Origin of the sequence: Cryobacterium sp. TMT1-62 (assembly GCF_004403145.1) — a bacterium.
Classification (GTDB): Bacteria; Actinomycetota; Actinomycetes; order Actinomycetales; family Microbacteriaceae; genus Cryobacterium; species Cryobacterium sandaracinum.
Window position 1 is genome coordinate 42,654 of sequence record NZ_SOGZ01000024.1, and the last position, 14,907, is coordinate 57,560.

15 protein-coding genes are annotated in these 14,907 nt (G+C 69.5%); all 15 read right to left on the reverse strand.

Translation table 11 applies throughout. The features are described 5' to 3' along the window. Positions 1-106: 106 nt before the first annotated feature. Entirely contained in the window at positions 107-1,102 is a 996-nt protein-coding gene (gene lgt / locus E3T34_RS05825; RefSeq protein ID WP_134342452.1) for a prolipoprotein diacylglyceryl transferase, read from the reverse strand. Between the two features lie 72 nt (positions 1,103-1,174). Further along, complete coding sequence (gene trpA / locus E3T34_RS05830) at positions 1,175-2,011, reverse strand: tryptophan synthase subunit alpha (RefSeq protein WP_104100534.1); 837 nt, start codon at positions 2,009-2,011, stop codon at positions 1,175-1,177. Further along, positions 2,008-3,225 (reverse strand): tryptophan synthase subunit beta, encoded by a 1,218-nt coding sequence (trpB, locus tag E3T34_RS05835; protein WP_104100533.1) that lies wholly within the window; start codon positions 3,223-3,225, stop codon positions 2,008-2,010. Before trpB ends, trpA begins: the two co-directional genes overlap by 4 nt. Then, the gene (gene trpC, locus E3T34_RS05840; RefSeq protein ID WP_104194870.1) at positions 3,226-3,996 is read right to left on the reverse strand and encodes an indole-3-glycerol phosphate synthase TrpC; all 771 of its coding nucleotides are present in this window, start codon (positions 3,994-3,996) and stop codon (positions 3,226-3,228) included. A 4-nt stretch (positions 3,997-4,000) separates the two neighbouring features. Then, complete coding sequence (locus E3T34_RS05845; protein WP_104100531.1) at positions 4,001-4,225, reverse strand: DUF6704 family protein; 225 nt, start codon at positions 4,223-4,225, stop codon at positions 4,001-4,003. A gap of 100 nt (positions 4,226-4,325) precedes the next feature. Then, positions 4,326-4,982 carry a Trp biosynthesis-associated membrane protein gene (locus E3T34_RS05850; protein ID WP_241976773.1) on the reverse strand — a complete coding sequence of 219 codons (657 nt, stop codon included), beginning with the start codon at positions 4,980-4,982 and terminating at the stop codon, positions 4,326-4,328. Further along, complete coding sequence (locus tag E3T34_RS05855) at positions 4,983-6,524, reverse strand: anthranilate synthase component I (RefSeq protein ID WP_134342453.1); 1,542 nt, start codon at positions 6,522-6,524, stop codon at positions 4,983-4,985. Positions 6,525-6,526: 2 nt separating this feature from the next. Continuing rightward, positions 6,527-6,946, reverse strand: a complete 420-nt coding sequence (gene hisI / locus E3T34_RS05860) for a phosphoribosyl-AMP cyclohydrolase (RefSeq protein ID WP_104171001.1) — start codon at positions 6,944-6,946, stop codon at positions 6,527-6,529. Positions 6,947-6,984: 38 nt separating this feature from the next. After that, positions 6,985-7,746 carry an imidazole glycerol phosphate synthase subunit HisF gene (gene hisF / locus E3T34_RS05865; RefSeq protein ID WP_134342454.1) on the reverse strand — a complete coding sequence of 254 codons (762 nt, stop codon included), beginning with the start codon at positions 7,744-7,746 and terminating at the stop codon, positions 6,985-6,987. 51 nt (positions 7,747-7,797) lie between these two features. Beyond that, positions 7,798-8,637: an ATP phosphoribosyltransferase gene (gene hisG / locus E3T34_RS05870; RefSeq protein WP_104194874.1), complete on the reverse strand. Its 840-nt coding sequence runs from the start codon at positions 8,635-8,637 to the stop codon at positions 7,798-7,800. Positions 8,638-8,715: 78 nt separating this feature from the next. Next, complete coding sequence (locus tag E3T34_RS05875) at positions 8,716-8,979, reverse strand: phosphoribosyl-ATP diphosphatase (RefSeq protein WP_104100525.1); 264 nt, start codon at positions 8,977-8,979, stop codon at positions 8,716-8,718. Between the two features lie 12 nt (positions 8,980-8,991). Beyond that, positions 8,992-9,660: a ribulose-phosphate 3-epimerase gene (rpe, locus tag E3T34_RS05880; protein WP_134342455.1), complete on the reverse strand. Its 669-nt coding sequence runs from the start codon at positions 9,658-9,660 to the stop codon at positions 8,992-8,994. A 789-nt stretch (positions 9,661-10,449) separates the two neighbouring features. Continuing rightward, positions 10,450-11,898: an RsmB/NOP family class I SAM-dependent RNA methyltransferase gene (locus E3T34_RS05890; protein ID WP_104100523.1), complete on the reverse strand. Its 1,449-nt coding sequence runs from the start codon at positions 11,896-11,898 to the stop codon at positions 10,450-10,452. Then, complete coding sequence (gene fmt / locus E3T34_RS05895; RefSeq protein ID WP_104100522.1) at positions 11,895-12,812, reverse strand: methionyl-tRNA formyltransferase; 918 nt, start codon at positions 12,810-12,812, stop codon at positions 11,895-11,897. The genes E3T34_RS05890 and fmt overlap by 4 nt, the downstream gene beginning before the upstream one ends. Continuing rightward, the gene (locus E3T34_RS05900) at positions 12,813-14,903 is read right to left on the reverse strand and encodes a hypothetical protein (RefSeq protein WP_104100521.1); all 2,091 of its coding nucleotides are present in this window, start codon (positions 14,901-14,903) and stop codon (positions 12,813-12,815) included. Positions 14,904-14,907: the final 4 nt, after the last annotated feature.

Here is a 14,907-nt window from a genome sequence, read left to right on the forward strand (position 1 = left end):
GTAACTGGCGAGTGGGGACGACGCTGGCCCGCTCAGGTAGACATGTGCGCGGCGGCCCGTCATACCGGGTCACAAGCCGTGGAACAGGTTGGAGTCAACCTTGAGCCTAGAGGCGCGAGTTGCTGGTGCTTGTGGCTGCAACGTCGCCTGATCCGGCGGGACCGACGGCCTCATCACCGTGATCCTTGGGGTCCGAATCAAACTCATCAGATTCTACCTCAGCGTCGGGCCCCTTCCACTCGCGGCCGGGAATGTACACGCTCGCGGGCAGGCCCGTGTGGCGCTTGCTCTGCACGACGATCAGGATGATTCCCAGCAGGATGGCGGCGAAAGCGGCCCACACATTGGTGCGGAGGCCGAAGAACATCTCGCTCGGGTCGACCCGGATCGATTCGAAGAAGCTGCGGCCGAGGCCATACCAAATCAGGTAGACGCCGAAGGCCTTGCCCCAGCGGAGCGCGACCTTGCGTTCGATCGCGAGGATCAGGACGACGCCGACCACGTTCCAGACCATCTCGTAGAGGAAGGTTGGGTGAAACAACGTTTCGGGGGGAAGCCCGATCGGGAGGGCCGGGTTCGCCGCGGACACCTCGAGGCCCCAGGGCAGGTCGGTCGGCAGACCGAAGAGCTCCTCGTTGAACCAGTTGCCGAGACGGCCCATGGCCTGCGCCACGAGCATCCCCGGTGCCAGGGCGTCCGCGAAGGCCCAGAACCGGATGCCCGAGATGCGGCAGCCGATGTAAGCGCCGACGGCCCCGCCCAGGAGCGCTCCGAAGATGGCGTTGCCGCCGTTCCAAATGGCGAACACCTCGAGAGGGTTGGCACCCTCGAAGAAGTAGTCGGAGGGGTGCGTGAACACATGGTATAAGCGCGCGCCGACGATGCCGAGCGGAACGGCCCACAGGATGATGTCCAGCACCACGCCCGGCTCTCCGCCGCGCGCAGACAGTCGGCGGCTCGTCATGACGGTGGCGGCGATGATCCCTGCCAGAATGCAGAGGGCGTAGGCGTGGATGGTGAACGGGCCGAGGGTGAACGAGCTCCATTCGGGGCTCGGGCTCGGGATGCTCAGAAGAAAAGACACCTGGGGACTACCTTTCATCGTGGCGCCGGGGAGGCCCCGTGACCGCCTCGGTCAACTTACCTTAGCTTTTGGGTGCTTCGATGGCGGGGATCAGACGGCGGGGCGCAGATCCCGGGCACTGGCCGCGAGGTCACGGGTGAGGACGGCCAGGGCCGGCACTCCCCCGTCGGACAGTGCCTTGACCAGGGCGGAACCGACGATGGCGCCATCGGCGTAGGCGAGGATCTCCCGCACCTGCTCCGGGGTGGAGATGCCGAGTCCGACGCACGCGCTGGTGGACCCGACGGCGCGGAGGCGGTCGACGAGCACCCGCGCGGCGGAGTCCACGTCGCCACGGGCGCCGGTGATTCCCATGGTGGAGGCCGCGTAGACGAAGCCGCGGCTGGCGTCCACTGCCTGACGCAGCCGGGCGTCGGACGACGACGGGGCGGCGAGGAAGACACGGTCGAGTCCGGTTCGCGTGCTGGCTCCCACCCAGGCGGCCGCGTCGTCGGGGATGAGGTCGGGCGTGATCAGCCCGGCGCCTCCCGCCGCGAGCAGGTCGTCGGCGAACCGGTCCACGCCGTACTGCATGATCGGGTTCCAGTAGGTCATGACCAGAACGGGCACGTTCACTTGGGCGGTGATCGCCGCGACGGCCTCGATCCCGTGCCGCAGCCGAAAGCCGTTGGCCAGAGCCTGCTGGGTGGCCGCCTGGATCACTGGCCCGTCCATGACGGGATCGGTGTACGGCAGGCCCAGCTCGATGACGTCGACACCGTTCTGCGCGAGTGCCACGGCCGCGTCGATGCTCTCGGTCAGGGTGGGAAACCCGACGGGCAGGTAGCCGATCAGAGCACCGCCGCCCTCGGAGCGGCGACGGGCGATTGTCGCCTCGACCGTGCTCGTCGTTCCGGTCGTGGAACCCGTACCTGTTTCCGTGCTCATGACTGTTCCGCGCCCTTGTCGAGCAGGTCGAAGTACCGACCCGCGGTTTCCATGTCCTTGTCGCCGCGTCCGCTGAGGTTTACCAGGATGGTGGCGTCAGGTCCGAGCTGCTTGCCGAGGTCCAAGGTGCCGGCGAGGGCGTGCGCCGACTCGATGGCGGGGATGATGCCCTCCGTGCGGCTGAGCAGCCGGAGGGCGCTCATCGCCTCGTCATCGGTGACCGGCAGGTAGGTGGCCCGGCCGATACTGGCGAGCCACGCATGTTCCGGGCCCACCCCCGGGTAGTCCAGACCCGCAGAGATGGAGTGCGACTCCACGGTCTGACCGTCTTCGTCCTGCAGCAGGAAGCTGCGGGCGCCGTGCAGGATGCCGGGGCGCCCCTTGGTGATCGTCGCCGCATGGCGCAGGGTCTCCGCGCCGTCACCGCCGGCCTCGTAGCCGACCAGCGCCACCTCCGGGTCGTCGAGGAACGCGTGGAAGATACCCATGGCGTTCGAACCACCGCCGACGCAGGCGGTGACCGCGTCGGGGAGGCGGCCGGTGAGGTCCAGCACCTGCTGGCGGGCCTCCTCGCCGATGATCTTCTGGAAGTCGCGCACCATGGCCGGAAACGGATGCGGCCCGGCGACGGTACCGAAGATGTAGTTGGTGGTCTCAACGTTGGTGACCCAGTCACGCATGGCGTCGTTGATGGCGTCTTTCAGGGTGCGGGACCCGGTCTTGACCGGCACGACCTCGGCGCCGAGCAGTCGCATCCGGGCCACATTCAGGGCCTGGCGCTCCGTGTCGACCTCGCCCATGTAGACGACGCAGTCGAGCCCGAACAGGGCGGCGGCCGTCGCGGCCGCCACGCCATGCTGCCCGGCGCCCGTCTCGGCGATGACGCGGGACTTGCCGATGCGCTTGGTGAGAAGAGCCTGGCCGAGCACATTGTTGATTTTGTGCGAGCCGGTGTGGTTGAGGTCTTCCCGCTTGAGGATGATGCGGGCACCGCCGGCGTGCGCGGCGAACCGGGGCACCTCGGTGATGATGGACGGGCGCCCGGTGTAGCTCCGGTGCAATTCCATCAATTCGGCCGCGAAGGCCGGGTCCTGCCGTGCCAGAGCGTACTCGTCGGTCAGCTCGTCGAGGGCAGCCACGAGGGACTCCGGCACGAACCTCCCGCCGAAGTCGCCGAAGTACGGGCCTGCTTCTGTTCTGAGGGACGTTGACATTTAAACCGCCAGGAATTCGGAGAGGGTTCGGATGGGATCGTTTGTGACGAGGGCCTCGCCGACGAGCACGATGTCGGCGCCGGCGGCGCGGTAGTGCGCCACGTCGGCGGCGGTCTTGACGGCCGATTCGGCGACGCGGACGACGCCCGAGGGGATCCGGTCCGCGAGCCTGCCGAACAGGTCCTGATCGAGTTGGAACGTGGACAGGTCGCGGGCGTTTACCCCGACGAGGCTTGCGCCAATGGCCAGGGCACGGTCGACCTCCTCGGCGCTATGGGTCTCGACCAGCGCGGTCATGCCGAGCTGGCGCACGAGGTCGTGCAGGGAGACCAGGGTGGTCTGGTCGAGTGCGGCGACGATGAGCAGAACCATGTCGGCACCTGCCGCCCTGGCCTCGAAGACCTGGTACGGCAAGCCGATGAAGTCTTTACGCAGCACCGGGATGCGCACGGCGGATCGCACTTGCTCGAGGTCTGACAGGGAGCCGAGGAACTTGCGACCTTCGGTGAGCACGCTGATCGCGCTGGCGCCGCCGAACTCGTAGGAGACGGCGAGGGCGGCAGGGTCCGAAATCTCGGCCAGGGTGCCCCGGGACGGGCTGGCGCGCTTGACCTCCGCGATGATCTTGACCTGATCGGCGGGTGCGAGCACCGCCAGGGCATCGATCGCGGGAGTTTGGTCGAGAGCGGTTGCCTCGACGATGGCGAACGGACGGGCGGCCCGACGAAGTTCAGCGTCGGCGACGGCCCCGGCTAGAAGATCAGACAGCACTCGACTAGTGGCCCAGGTGAGCCGTATCGGCTACGCCGTAACCGATTTTGGCGAGGATCCGGCCGACCAGCAGGCCAACCACCAGCAGGCCGACGGATGCCCAGACGAGCCAAGGGATCACCAGAAAGAAGGCAACGGTGCCGATCGCGACGGCGAGAAGCATGATGGTGACGGCGGTCCAGGCCGCGATCGAATGGCCTTCACCTGGGTCTACCGATTCAAAGCTCATGATTCTCCTCTTGTGCGCTGACGGACAAGTCAAGTCTAGCGGCCCCACGGTTCCCCGGCCTCCCCAGCGCACCAGGTGAAACCGGGAATCAGGTCTCGATTCACTGCGGGGTGGTGGGGTCTTCGCCGCGGCTCAGCCCGTCCCAGTCGTCGATGGCGTCACGTTCGGGTGCGGAAACGTCCGCGGCGTCGGAATCGCCGGCATCCGTCGCCTCGGCCGACTCGGCCGACTCGGCCGCTTCGAATCGCACGGCCTGGTAGCGGGACGTCGGTCCGGGCCAACGCCGGGACGTGACGAGCACCCCGACCCCGGCGCCGCCCATGACCACGCCGGCGAGCAGCGCGATGAACGGCCACGGGGTCACGGCCGCTGAGGCGACGGCGTCGACGACCGAGTCTGCGCCGGAGATTCCGGTGGCATCGGTGACCGCGCCGGCACTGGCCGCCGCCGGATCGGTGACGGCCAAAATAGCCGAAAGGCACACGGAGAAGCCGAGCAGAACCTGAAGCAGGCCGAGGACCACCCGGATGCCGGGACCGGCGATGCTCAGGGCACCGGCGAGGGCCAGTCCGGCGAGGGCAAGGGCTGTCACCCCGGGGGCGGCCGTGGAGCCGGACACCTCGAGGCTGTGCACAGCCGAGCCGGACTGCTCCACGATGACGTTCACCCAGACCTGGGTCCAGGCCAGCAGGGCCAGACCGCTGGCCGCCAGCATCACGAGGATGTGCCCGAGCTTGAGGCGCCGTGCGGATGCCACCTAGCGCACCCGCTTCATGGCGTTCGCGACCGCGACTGCGCGAAGGGGCGCCGCGGCCTTGTTCTGCGACTCCTGGTATTCCGACGCCGGGTCGGAGTCCGCGACGAGGCCGCCGCCGGCCTGCACGCGGGCGACGCCATTCATGATCGTTGCGGTCCGAATGGCGATGGCCAGGTCCGCGTCCCCGGCGAACCCGAAGTAGCCGACCACCCCCCCGTACACGCCGCGCTGCGCGGGCTCGAGCGCGTCGATGATCTCGAGGGCGCGCGGTTTCGGGGCCCCGGAGAGAGTGCCGGCCGGGAACGTGGCGCGGAAGACGTCGATCGCGGACCGGCCCGGCAGCAGGTTCCCCTCCACCGAGGAGACGAGGTGCATGATGTGGCTGAACCGCTCGATGCGCATGAACTCGGTCACCTCGACCGAGCCGGGTGCACACACCTTGAGCAGGTCGTTGCGGGCCAGGTCCACGAGCATCAGATGCTCGGCGCGTTCCTTGGCGTCGCCCGCGAGCTCGGCTTCGAAGTCGGCGTCGGCCTCCGGGGTCGTGCCGCGCGGCTTCGAGCCCGCGATCGGATGCGTGAACACGCGTTCGTTCTGCACCTTCACCAAGGCCTCCGGGGAGGAGCCCACGATCCAGTAAGTCTCCTTCTCCGGCGATTCCAGGCTCAGCAGGTACATGTAGGGCGACGGGTTGAGGCTGCGCAGCACCCGGTAGACGTCGATGGGGTCCGCCGTGCACTCCTGGTCGAACCGCTGGGAGACGACCACCTGGAACACGTCACCGTCGACGATGTGCTCCTTGGCGACGTCGACAGCGGCGAGGAAGTCCTCACGTCGGGTGCGGTTCGTCGGGGAGGCGGGCGTGGCGAGGTCGACCTCCGCGAGCCAGGTCTCGGAGGGCTCGGCCAGGCGAGACTGCAGGGCGTCGAGCCGGTCCTGGGCGGCGGCCCAGAGGGCATCCGGTTCGTCGTGGCCGTCGTTCAGAACGTTGGCAATGAGCTGCACGGTGCCGAATTTGTGGTCGATCACGACGAGGTCGGCCACGAAGCTGAAGGCCTGGCCCGGCACGTCGTAGTCCGCCGGCGGGCGATTCGGCAGGCGCTCGATCTGGCGGATCGCCTCCCAGCCGATGAATCCGACGAGGCCGCCGGTCAGGGGTGGGTGGCCGGGCATCCGCGGGGTTTCCCAGCGTTCGTGGAGGGCCGCGAGAGCCGCCAGCGGGCCGAGGCCGGTGGCGTCGCCGAGGGCGCGCTCAGCCGAGAGGCCATAGTCGAGCCAGCGGGTCTCGTCGCCCTGCTGGGTGAGCACGCCGAACGAGGACACGCCCACGAACGAGAACCGCGACCAAATGCCGCCCTGCTCGGCGGACTCGAGGAGAAAGCTACCGGGCTGGCCGGCAGCGAGCTTGCGGTAGATGCCCACCGGGGTTTCGCCGTCGGCGAAGAGTTCGCGCACCACGGGGAACACCCGGTGGTCGTCGATCTGGAGCGCGAACTGCCCGGCGGTGGTCGTCGGGGCTGGGCCGGAGCTGTTCGGTGCCATGGTCAGTCCTTCGGTTTTTGGGTGGTTGCCCGGTCTGCTGCCACGTCGGGTGCCGCGGGGCGGGCGCCGGTCACGACCTCGATGCCGCGCCCGTCGAAACAGGTGCGGGAGCCGGTGTGGCAGGCTGCTCCGACCTGGTCCGCCTGCACCAGGAGGGTGTCCGCGTCACAGTCGAGCGCGGCGGACTTCACATACTGGCCGTGGCCGGAGATGTCGCCCTTGCGCCAGAATTCCTGGCGACTGCGCGACCAAAACGTCACGCGCCCCTCGGTGAGCGTGCGGCGCAGCGCTTCCCGGTTCATCCAACCGAGCATGAGCACCTCACCGGTGTCCCACTGCTGGATCACCGCCGGCAGCAGGCCGTCGGAGTTGAAGACGGCCCTGGCCAGGGCGTCGTCGAGGGTGGAGAGTACATCGGTCATTTACGGAGCCGTTTCGGGTCGGGTAAGGCACAGCATCATCAGCGCACGGGCATTCCGGCGTGCCGGAGCTCCGCCTTGATGTCGCCGACGGTCAGCTGGCCGCTGTGGAACACGGATGCCGCGAGCACGGCATCCGCCCCCGCCGCGATGGCCGGGGGAAAATCCTCGACCCGGCCGGCGCCGCCGGAGGCGATCACCGGAACGGTGCTCAGGGCGCGCATCAGCGTGATGAGTTCGACGTCGAAGCCCGCCTTCGTGCCGTCGGCGTCGATGGAGTTGACGAGCAGCTCGCCGACCCCCAGCCCGATGGCCGTCTGCGCCCAGGCGAGAGCGTCCAGGTCGGTTTCGGTGCGGCCACCGTGGGTGGTGACGACGAAGCCGGACTCGGTGCGCCCGCTGCGCTTCACATCAAGCGAGAGCACGAGCACCTGGGAGCCGAACCGGTCGGCGATCTCGCCGATCAGGGCGGGCCGCTTGATGGCGGCGCTGTTGACTCCGACCTTGTCGGCACCACTGGCCTGCAGCCGGGACACGTCCTCGACCGTGCGGATGCCGCCGCCCACCGTAAGCGGGATGAAGACCTGCTCTGCGGTGGCGCGCACGACGTCATAGGTGGTGGCACGGTTGTCCACCGTGGCGGTCACATCGAGGAAGGTGAGTTCGTCGGCTCCCTGCTCGTAATACCGGCGGGCGAGTTCGACCGGATCGCCCGCGTCTCGCAGATTCTGGAAGTTCACGCCCTTGACCACGCGGCCGTCGGCCACGTCGAGGCAGGGTATGACCCGCACCGAAAGACTCACGATTGTGCCTCCATTGTGTGTCGCCGCATCTGGGTACCGCCGGTCAGCCCGTTACAAGCGGGCGTTGTGAATGGAGCTGATCAGGATGGCGCGCGCCCCGAGCTCGTAGAGGGCGTCCATGACATGGTTCGTGTTCAGGCGCGGGATCATCACACGCACGGCAACCCATTCCGGGTCGTGCAGGGACGATACGGTGGGCGACTCGATGCCGGGCGCCAGCAGGCAGGCGTCGTCGAGGAGCGTCTGCGGGATGTCGTAGTCCATCAGCACGTACTGGCGGGCCACGAGCACGCCCTGCAAGCGGCGCAGGAGGGTCGCGATGCCGGGCTTGTCGTTCTCGGAGCTGATCAGCACGGCCGTGGACTGCAGGATGACCGGGCCGAAGATCTCGAGGCCGGCCTTGCGCAGAGTGGAGCCGGTGGAGACGACGTCGGCGACGGCATCCGCCACGCCGAGCTGAACGGCTGACTCGACCGCGCCGTCGAGGGTGACCAGTGTCACGCTGACGTCGTGCTCGGCGAGGAAGGCCTCGACCAGTCCGGGGTAGCTGGTGGCGACGCGATGGCCGGACAGGTCGGCCAGGTCGGTGAAGCGGCCTGCGGGGCCGGCGAAACGGAAGGTGGAGTCGCCGAAGTCGAGGCTGGCGATCTCCTGGGCGGTGGAGCCCGAGTCGAGCAGCAGGTCGCGCCCGGTGATTCCCACGTCGAGGGCTCCGGAGCCCACATAGGTGGCGATGTCGCGGGGACGCAAGTAGAAGAACTCCACGTCGTTGCGGGGGTCGGCGACGACGAGGTCGCGCGGGTCGCGGCGGCCGGTGTAGCCGGCCTCGAACAGCATCTGCGCGGCGGTTTCGGACAACGAGCCCTTATTGGGCACGGCAATTCTCAGCATTTGGGCACTCTCTGCGTCTTCAGGTTCTGGCGAACAGGTCTCACGGGGTCAACCGGGTGGAGTCTCTCTGATGACGCGTCACAGATGGCGGTACAGGTCGGCGGGGGTCAGCCCCTTCGCCAGCATCATCACCTGTACGTGGTACAGCAGCTGGCTCATCTCGGCGGCGGTTTCGTCGTCGCTCTGGAACTCGGCGGCCATCCAGACCTCGGCGGCTTCTTCGACGATCTTCTTGCCGATGGCATGTACGCCGGCGTCGAGTTCGCGCACGGTCCCCGAACCGTCGGGGCGGGTCCGTGCCTTGTCGCTCAGTTCAGCGAACAGGTCGTCAAAAGTCTTCACCTGACTAGGGTACTAGTGCGCGTGCTGGTGTTCGGTCGCGGCGGCGCGCAACAGGGCGATCTGCTTCGCCGGGTCCGCGGCGTTGAACACGCTGGAGCCGGCGACGAACGTGTTCGCCCCGGCCTCGGCGGCGATGACGATGGTGTCCTCGGTGATGCCGCCGTCGACCTGCAGCCAGACGTCCAGGCCGGACTTCTTCACGGCCTCCGACAGGGTGCGGAGCTTGCGCATGGTGGAGGGCATGAAGCTCTGCCCCCCGAAGCCGGGTTCGACGGTCATCACGAGCACCTGGTCGAATTCGGGCAGAAGCTCGAGGTAGGGCTCGATGGCCGTGCCGGGCTTGAGGGCGATGCCGGCCCGGGCGCCGATCGAGCGCAGCTTGCGGGCCAGGCCGACCGGGTTGGTCGTGGCCTCCGCGTGGAAGGTGACCGAGAACGCGCCGGCTTCGGCGTAGCCGAGCGCCCAACGCTCCGGGTTCTCGATCATCAGGTGCAGGTCGAAGGGCAGCGGGGAGACCTGGGCGAGGCGGTCGACGACGGGCGGTCCGAACGTCAGATTCGGTACAAAATGGTTGTCCATGATGTCGACGTGCACCAGGTCGGCGGTGCGGATGCGCCCCAGGTCCCGTTCGAGATTGGCGAAGTCGGCGGCGAGGATGCTGGGGTTAATCCGGGTGACCATGCTTTCACCCTACTGCGGCGAGCCCCGGCGGCTCGAAAGTCCCCTGCCGGTCGAGCCCAAGGCCCTGGAGCGATCCCGTCCCGAACGAATTCGACGGAGATTTTGCCGAAATGGGCCTAGAACCTTTCAAAAAAGTAGTTTTCAACCAGAATCTCCGTCGAATTCGTTCGGGCTGCGACGGAGAAGGATGCGAGTGCCTGGACCTCACAAGCCCTGCCGCAGATCCGGCGCGCGTTGTGGCTTACGCAGGAGATCCGTCCGGCTACACCGGCATCCGAACTGGTCCCGTACTCGTTCGCGGCGGCTGGGCAGCCCGGACGACGGATGTCCTGAGTTGGCCACGCGACGCGCGGGCGCGGCCGGGGCGACGCCGGCCCGCCCGCATGCCGGCTGGCCGAGGCAGAGCCGCAGCCGCAGGAACGACGCATCCACCGGTTGCCGTCGGGCGGGACGGGCACTCGCCCCGCCCGCGCAAGAACCGCTGCGCATTCGCGAGTGTCGTGGTCAACTCAGGAGATCCAGCCGGCCGGGTTGGATATCTACCCCGGTGCCGCACTGATTCGCGGCACCGGTGAACGCGCGGGACGGATGTCCTGCCTTAGCCACACGCGCGGGCTCGGCCGGGTCATGCTCACGGAAGAACCAGGGGAGCCAGAATCTCCGTCAGATTGGGTCGAGGCCGGGGCCCGAATGCGCAGGGCCCGAATGCGCCGGGTCCGGGTGCGCGGGGTCCGGGTGCGCGGGGTCCGGGTGCGCGGGGTCCGGGTGCGCGGGGTCCGGGTGCGCGGGCTACTCCATGCGCTCGAGCAGGGTGATGAACATAGCGTCAGTGCCGTGCCTATGCGGCCACAGTTGCACGCTGCCCCCGTCGCCGGGCAGGTCGAGCTCGGAGCTGCTCAGCCCCTGCAGCACGGATGCCGTGTCGAGAGTGCGCACACGGCCCTCCCATCTCTTGAGCGCGGTAGCCACGATCCCGCGGGTCTCCGCGATGTGCGGTGAGCAGGTGACGTAGGCCAGCACCCCGCCCGGCTTGAGCGCGCCAAGGGCCGCGTGGATCAGCCCGGACTGCAGATCGGAGAGCTCGGCGACGTCCTTGGGCTGCTTGCGCCAGCGGGCCTCCGGGCGCCGACGTAGCGCGCCGAGCCCGGTGCAGGGAGCATCCAGCAGGATCCGGTCGAACTCCTTCGGATGATCGTCTCCGAACCGGGTGCCGTCCTCCTCCCAGACAGGCACCTCTCCGGGCACGGCGGCCAGCGCCTTACGCACGAGGGCGGCCCGGGCCGGGACGAGCTCGTTGGCGACGAGGCTGGCCCCGCCGGCCAGCGCCTCGGAGGCAAGCAGGGAGGCCTTGCCGCCGGGGCCCGCGCACAGGTCGAGCCAACGCTCCCCCGGCGCCACCGGGCGGGCCCGACTGAGCGTGAGGGCCGCCAACTGGGATCCCTCGTCCTGCACTCGAAGGCGTCCGCCGCTGTCCTGCATCAGGTGCACGGGGTCGCCGCCGGCCAGCACAAAACCGATGGGCGAGAAGTCGTTGGCAACGCCGAGACCGTCGGTGTCTTCGGTGTTGCTGAGGCCGGGCAGAATGACCATGTTCACCTTGGGCGCGGCATTGTCGGCCGACAGCAGCTCCTCGAGCTCGGTCTCTCGGCCCTCGAGGCGCAGCGACTGCCGGAACGCCCGCACCACCCAGATCGGGTGTGAGTGCTCCGCGGCAAGGCGGTCATCATCACTGGTGGCTTCGGTGAGCACGCGTTCGCGCCACTCGTCGGCGCTGGAGCGGGAGATGGTGCGCAGCACCCCGTTGGTGAAACCGGTGGTGGCGCGGGAGCCCACCTGACGGGCGAGTTCGACGGACTCGTTCACGGCGGCGTGGGTGGCCACCCGGGTGGCGAGCAACTGGTGCGCACCGAGACGTAGCACGTCCAGGATGGCCGGGTCGATCACGGTGACGGGCCGACCGGCCGCGTCGGCGATCACCCGGTCGTAGAAGCCCTGCATACGCAGGGTGCCGTAGGTCAGCTCGGTGGCCAATGCGGCATCCGCGGTGCTGAGCGCCGCCCGCTTGATGCGGCTGGGCAGCAGCAGGTTCGCGTAGGCGTCTGATTCCCGCACGGCGGCGATGACCTCGTAGGCCACCCGCCGGGCCGGCTGCACGAAGTCGGTCTGCGGGCGCTCCAGGCCGCGGCCGCCCTGAGCACGGACGTCGTTCTTTCGCCCCTGGCGACGGTCGTCGCTCATGAGGCGACAACCTCCGTCCAATTCACTCCGCGCCACCAGTCGATTGCCTTCATCTGTGTCTTTCCGGCCGGTTGCACGGTGACCAGCTCGAGCGGCTCGGTCCCCGTTCCAATCAGCACTTTCTTGTCGATCTCACGGATCAGGCCGGCCGGTTGCGGCTCGGATCCCTGGGTCAGGGCAACGCCCTGGAGTTTGAGGCGGGCGTCGCCGAGCACCGTGAACGCGCCCGGCTCCGGGGTGACCCCGCGCACCCGGTTGCGCACCGAGACGGCCGGTTCGGACCAGTCGATACGGGCATCCGCAAGAGTCAGCTTGGGGGCCAGGGTGACCGGACCGGACTGCGGGGTCGCCTGGACGCCGCCGGCTTCGAGGGCGTCGATCACCTGCAGCAGCAGACGCGCGCCGCTGTCGCTGAGCGCCCGCAACAGGCTGCCCGCGGTGTCGTCCTCGACGATCGCCCGCGTCAGTTGCGCGAACACGGCGCCCGCGTCGAGTTCCGGAACCAGCTGGAATACGGCGGCACCAGTCTGCTCGTCGCCGGCCATGAGTGCGCGCTGCACGGGAGCGGCACCGCGCCAGCGCGGGAGCAGGGAGAAGTGCAGGTTGATCCAGCCGAGCCGGGGCACCGACAGGAGCGGTTCACGCACGAGCCCGCCGTAGGCGACGATGACGCCGAGGTCGGGTCGCAGTGCGGCGATCTCCACGGTCGCGGCCTCGTCGAGGCGATTGGCCTTGATCACGTGCAGCCCGTTCTCGACGGCGGCTCGCGCGAGCGGCGAGGGGGTGAGCACGCGTTTGCGGCCGAACGGGGCATCCGCCCGGGTGATCACGGCCGCGAGGTCGTGGTGGGACTGAGCCAGGGCGCCCAGGCTGGGCACGGCCGCCTGCGGCGTGCCGGCGAAGACGAGTTTCATTTAGAGCAGCTCCGGGTCGTCGAATCGTACTTTGAGTGTAGGCGCGGGGCGGAAGGCCGCCCCCTTCGGGCGCCGGCGGCGGGCGGCATTGCGCACGACCGCGGCCTTGAGCGCACGGGCCACGGCGTCACCGCTGGCGTAGGGCAGCCGCACGATCGCACGCACCAGGGGGTCCTCCGTGGTGACCGGGCCGAGTACATCGACGCCGTCCATCCCGGCCAGCTCTGCCAGGGCCAGGGCGACGTCGGCGTCGGTGCCGGTGACGGATGCAGCACGCACCGCGGGCGGGAATCGCAGTTGGCGGCGATCGGCCAGTTCCGACGCGGCGAGCATCTCGGGCTGCCAGGAGTTCAGCGCCCGGGCGACGAGCCCGCCCACGCCGACCAGGACCACAGCGGCACCCGGGGCCGCCAGGGATGCGGCGTTGGACCACCAGCGCAGGCAGTCCTCCCCGACCCGCAGGGATTCCCGGGCGAGCATCCGTTCGCCGTCGAGCAGCAGGATGGCTCGGTATCCACCCGTCGGGATGGGCTCCGCGCCGCGGGTGGCGATCACCAGGGCCGGGGCGTCGCCGAGGTGCTGCAGCGGATGGTCGCCGTCGGCGACGATAATGCGCGCGCCGGGGAACGCCCGGCCGAGTTCTTCGGCGGTTCGCCCGGTGCCGAGGGTGACGACCCGCAGGGCGCGCCCCTCGCAGTGCGTGCAGCTCCAGTTGGCGGCCAGCGCCCCGCACCAGCGACACGACGGGGTGGAGTCCTTGGAGGCCAAAGCGAGCGGCCCCTGACAGGTGGTGCAGCGGGCGGCCTTCTTGCAACTCTGGCAGGCGAGCATCGGGGCGTAGCCGGGGCTGGCCACCTGCACCAGCACGGGGCCCTGGGCCAGCGCCTCCTTGGCGGCCCGCCACGCGGCCGTCGGGATGCGCGCGGCGCGGGCCTGCTGGTCGGGCTCGGACTGGAAGTCGGTAGGGATGATCCGCGGATGCCGGTTCTGCGCGGGGTGCACCGCAGTGAGCCAGCCCAGCTCGACCAGGCGCTGCACCTCGACGGTGCGGGTATGGCCGAGGAAGACGAGGGCGCAGCCGGACTGGCCCTGGCGCACGAGCGCGGCGTCGCGGGAGTGCGCGTAGGGGCTGAGCGGTTCGCCGTGCAGCGGGTCGCCGTCGTCGAAGAGCGCGATCAGACCGAGGTCGTGGGCCGGCGCGTAGACGGCCGACCGATTGCCGAGCACGATCCGGGGTTCCGGGGCAAGGGCGGCCAGGAAGGCCCGATAGCGTTCCGGGTTGGGCTGGCGTGCATCGACGCGGCTGACCGAGTCGGCCGGGGCCAGCAGGTCGAGGGCGGCCTGAAGCTGGTCCTGGTCGCGGTAGTCCGGCACGATGAGGATGGCGCTCCGCCCGGCGGCCAGGCCGGCCACCGCGAGCTCGGCCAGGGTGATCGCCCACTTCCCGATGGTCTGCCCGTCCGGCAGCCGTTGCAGCTCGGGCACCGCGGCCACGCAGAGGCGCGCCCCCGTGGCGACGGCCGTGTCGAGGGTGCCGGCCGGGTAATCGGCACAGGCCGGTCCGGCGGGGGTGGCGGGGTCGGCCACATCGCCAGGCTCGGCCACGGTGGCAACACCGGCCGTCCCGTCGGCCGGGGCGGAAGCATCCGCTGTTCGCGCCGCCAGCCAGGCCTTCTCCACCCGGACCTGGCGCGGGGGCACGGCGAGACGGATGATGTCGCTCGCGTTCCCCGAGGCCCGGTCGGCGACCCGACGGGCGAGCTCCCAGACCTCGGGGGTGAGCACCTGGGCGGCGGAGACCACGCTCTCGAGCGGGCTGAGCGCGCCCCGGAATTCGGTGCCAGCCTCGAGACCCGGCAGCGCCTCCGGGCCTGCGGCCGGTCCGACCGCACCGCGCCCCTCGGCCGCACCCAGCACCTCGATCAGGTATCCGTCGGCGACGCGACCGGCCGAGCGCAGCGGCACCCGCACGCGCACGCCGGGCCGGGCGATGCCGGCGAGCTCATCGGGAATGCTGTAATCGAACAGGTGGTCGAGCTGCGGCAGCGGCGAGTCGATGAGCACCCGGGCCACGAGGCCGGAGCGGGTCATCGGC

Bases quoted from the DNA above. Each gene is read 5' to 3' on its own strand.
- E3T34_RS05845 (WP_104100531.1), bottom strand. From the start codon at position 4,225: ATGAGCTTTGAATCGGTAGACCCAGGTGAAGGCCATTCGATCGCGGCC.
- E3T34_RS05900 (WP_104100521.1), bottom strand. From the start codon at position 14,903: ATGACCCGCTCCGGCCTCGTGGCCCGGGTGCTCATCGACTCGCCGCTG.
- E3T34_RS05890 (WP_104100523.1), bottom strand. From the start codon at position 11,898: ATGAGCGACGACCGTCGCCAGGGGCGAAAGAACGACGTCCGTGCTCAG.
- hisG (WP_104194874.1), bottom strand. From the start codon at position 8,637: ATGCTGAGAATTGCCGTGCCCAATAAGGGCTCGTTGTCCGAAACCGCC.
- lgt (WP_134342452.1), bottom strand. From the start codon at position 1,102: ATGAAAGGTAGTCCCCAGGTGTCTTTTCTTCTGAGCATCCCGAGCCCG.
- hisI (WP_104171001.1), bottom strand. From the start codon at position 6,946: ATGACCGATGTACTCTCCACCCTCGACGACGCCCTGGCCAGGGCCGTC.
- E3T34_RS05855 (WP_134342453.1), bottom strand. From the start codon at position 6,524: ATGGCACCGAACAGCTCCGGCCCAGCCCCGACGACCACCGCCGGGCAG.
- trpA (WP_104100534.1), bottom strand. From the start codon at position 2,011: ATGAGCACGGAAACAGGTACGGGTTCCACGACCGGAACGACGAGCACG.
- trpB (WP_104100533.1), bottom strand. From the start codon at position 3,225: ATGTCAACGTCCCTCAGAACAGAAGCAGGCCCGTACTTCGGCGACTTC.
- fmt (WP_104100522.1), bottom strand. From the start codon at position 12,812: ATGAAACTCGTCTTCGCCGGCACGCCGCAGGCGGCCGTGCCCAGCCTG.
- rpe (WP_134342455.1), bottom strand. From the start codon at position 9,660: ATGGTCACCCGGATTAACCCCAGCATCCTCGCCGCCGACTTCGCCAAT.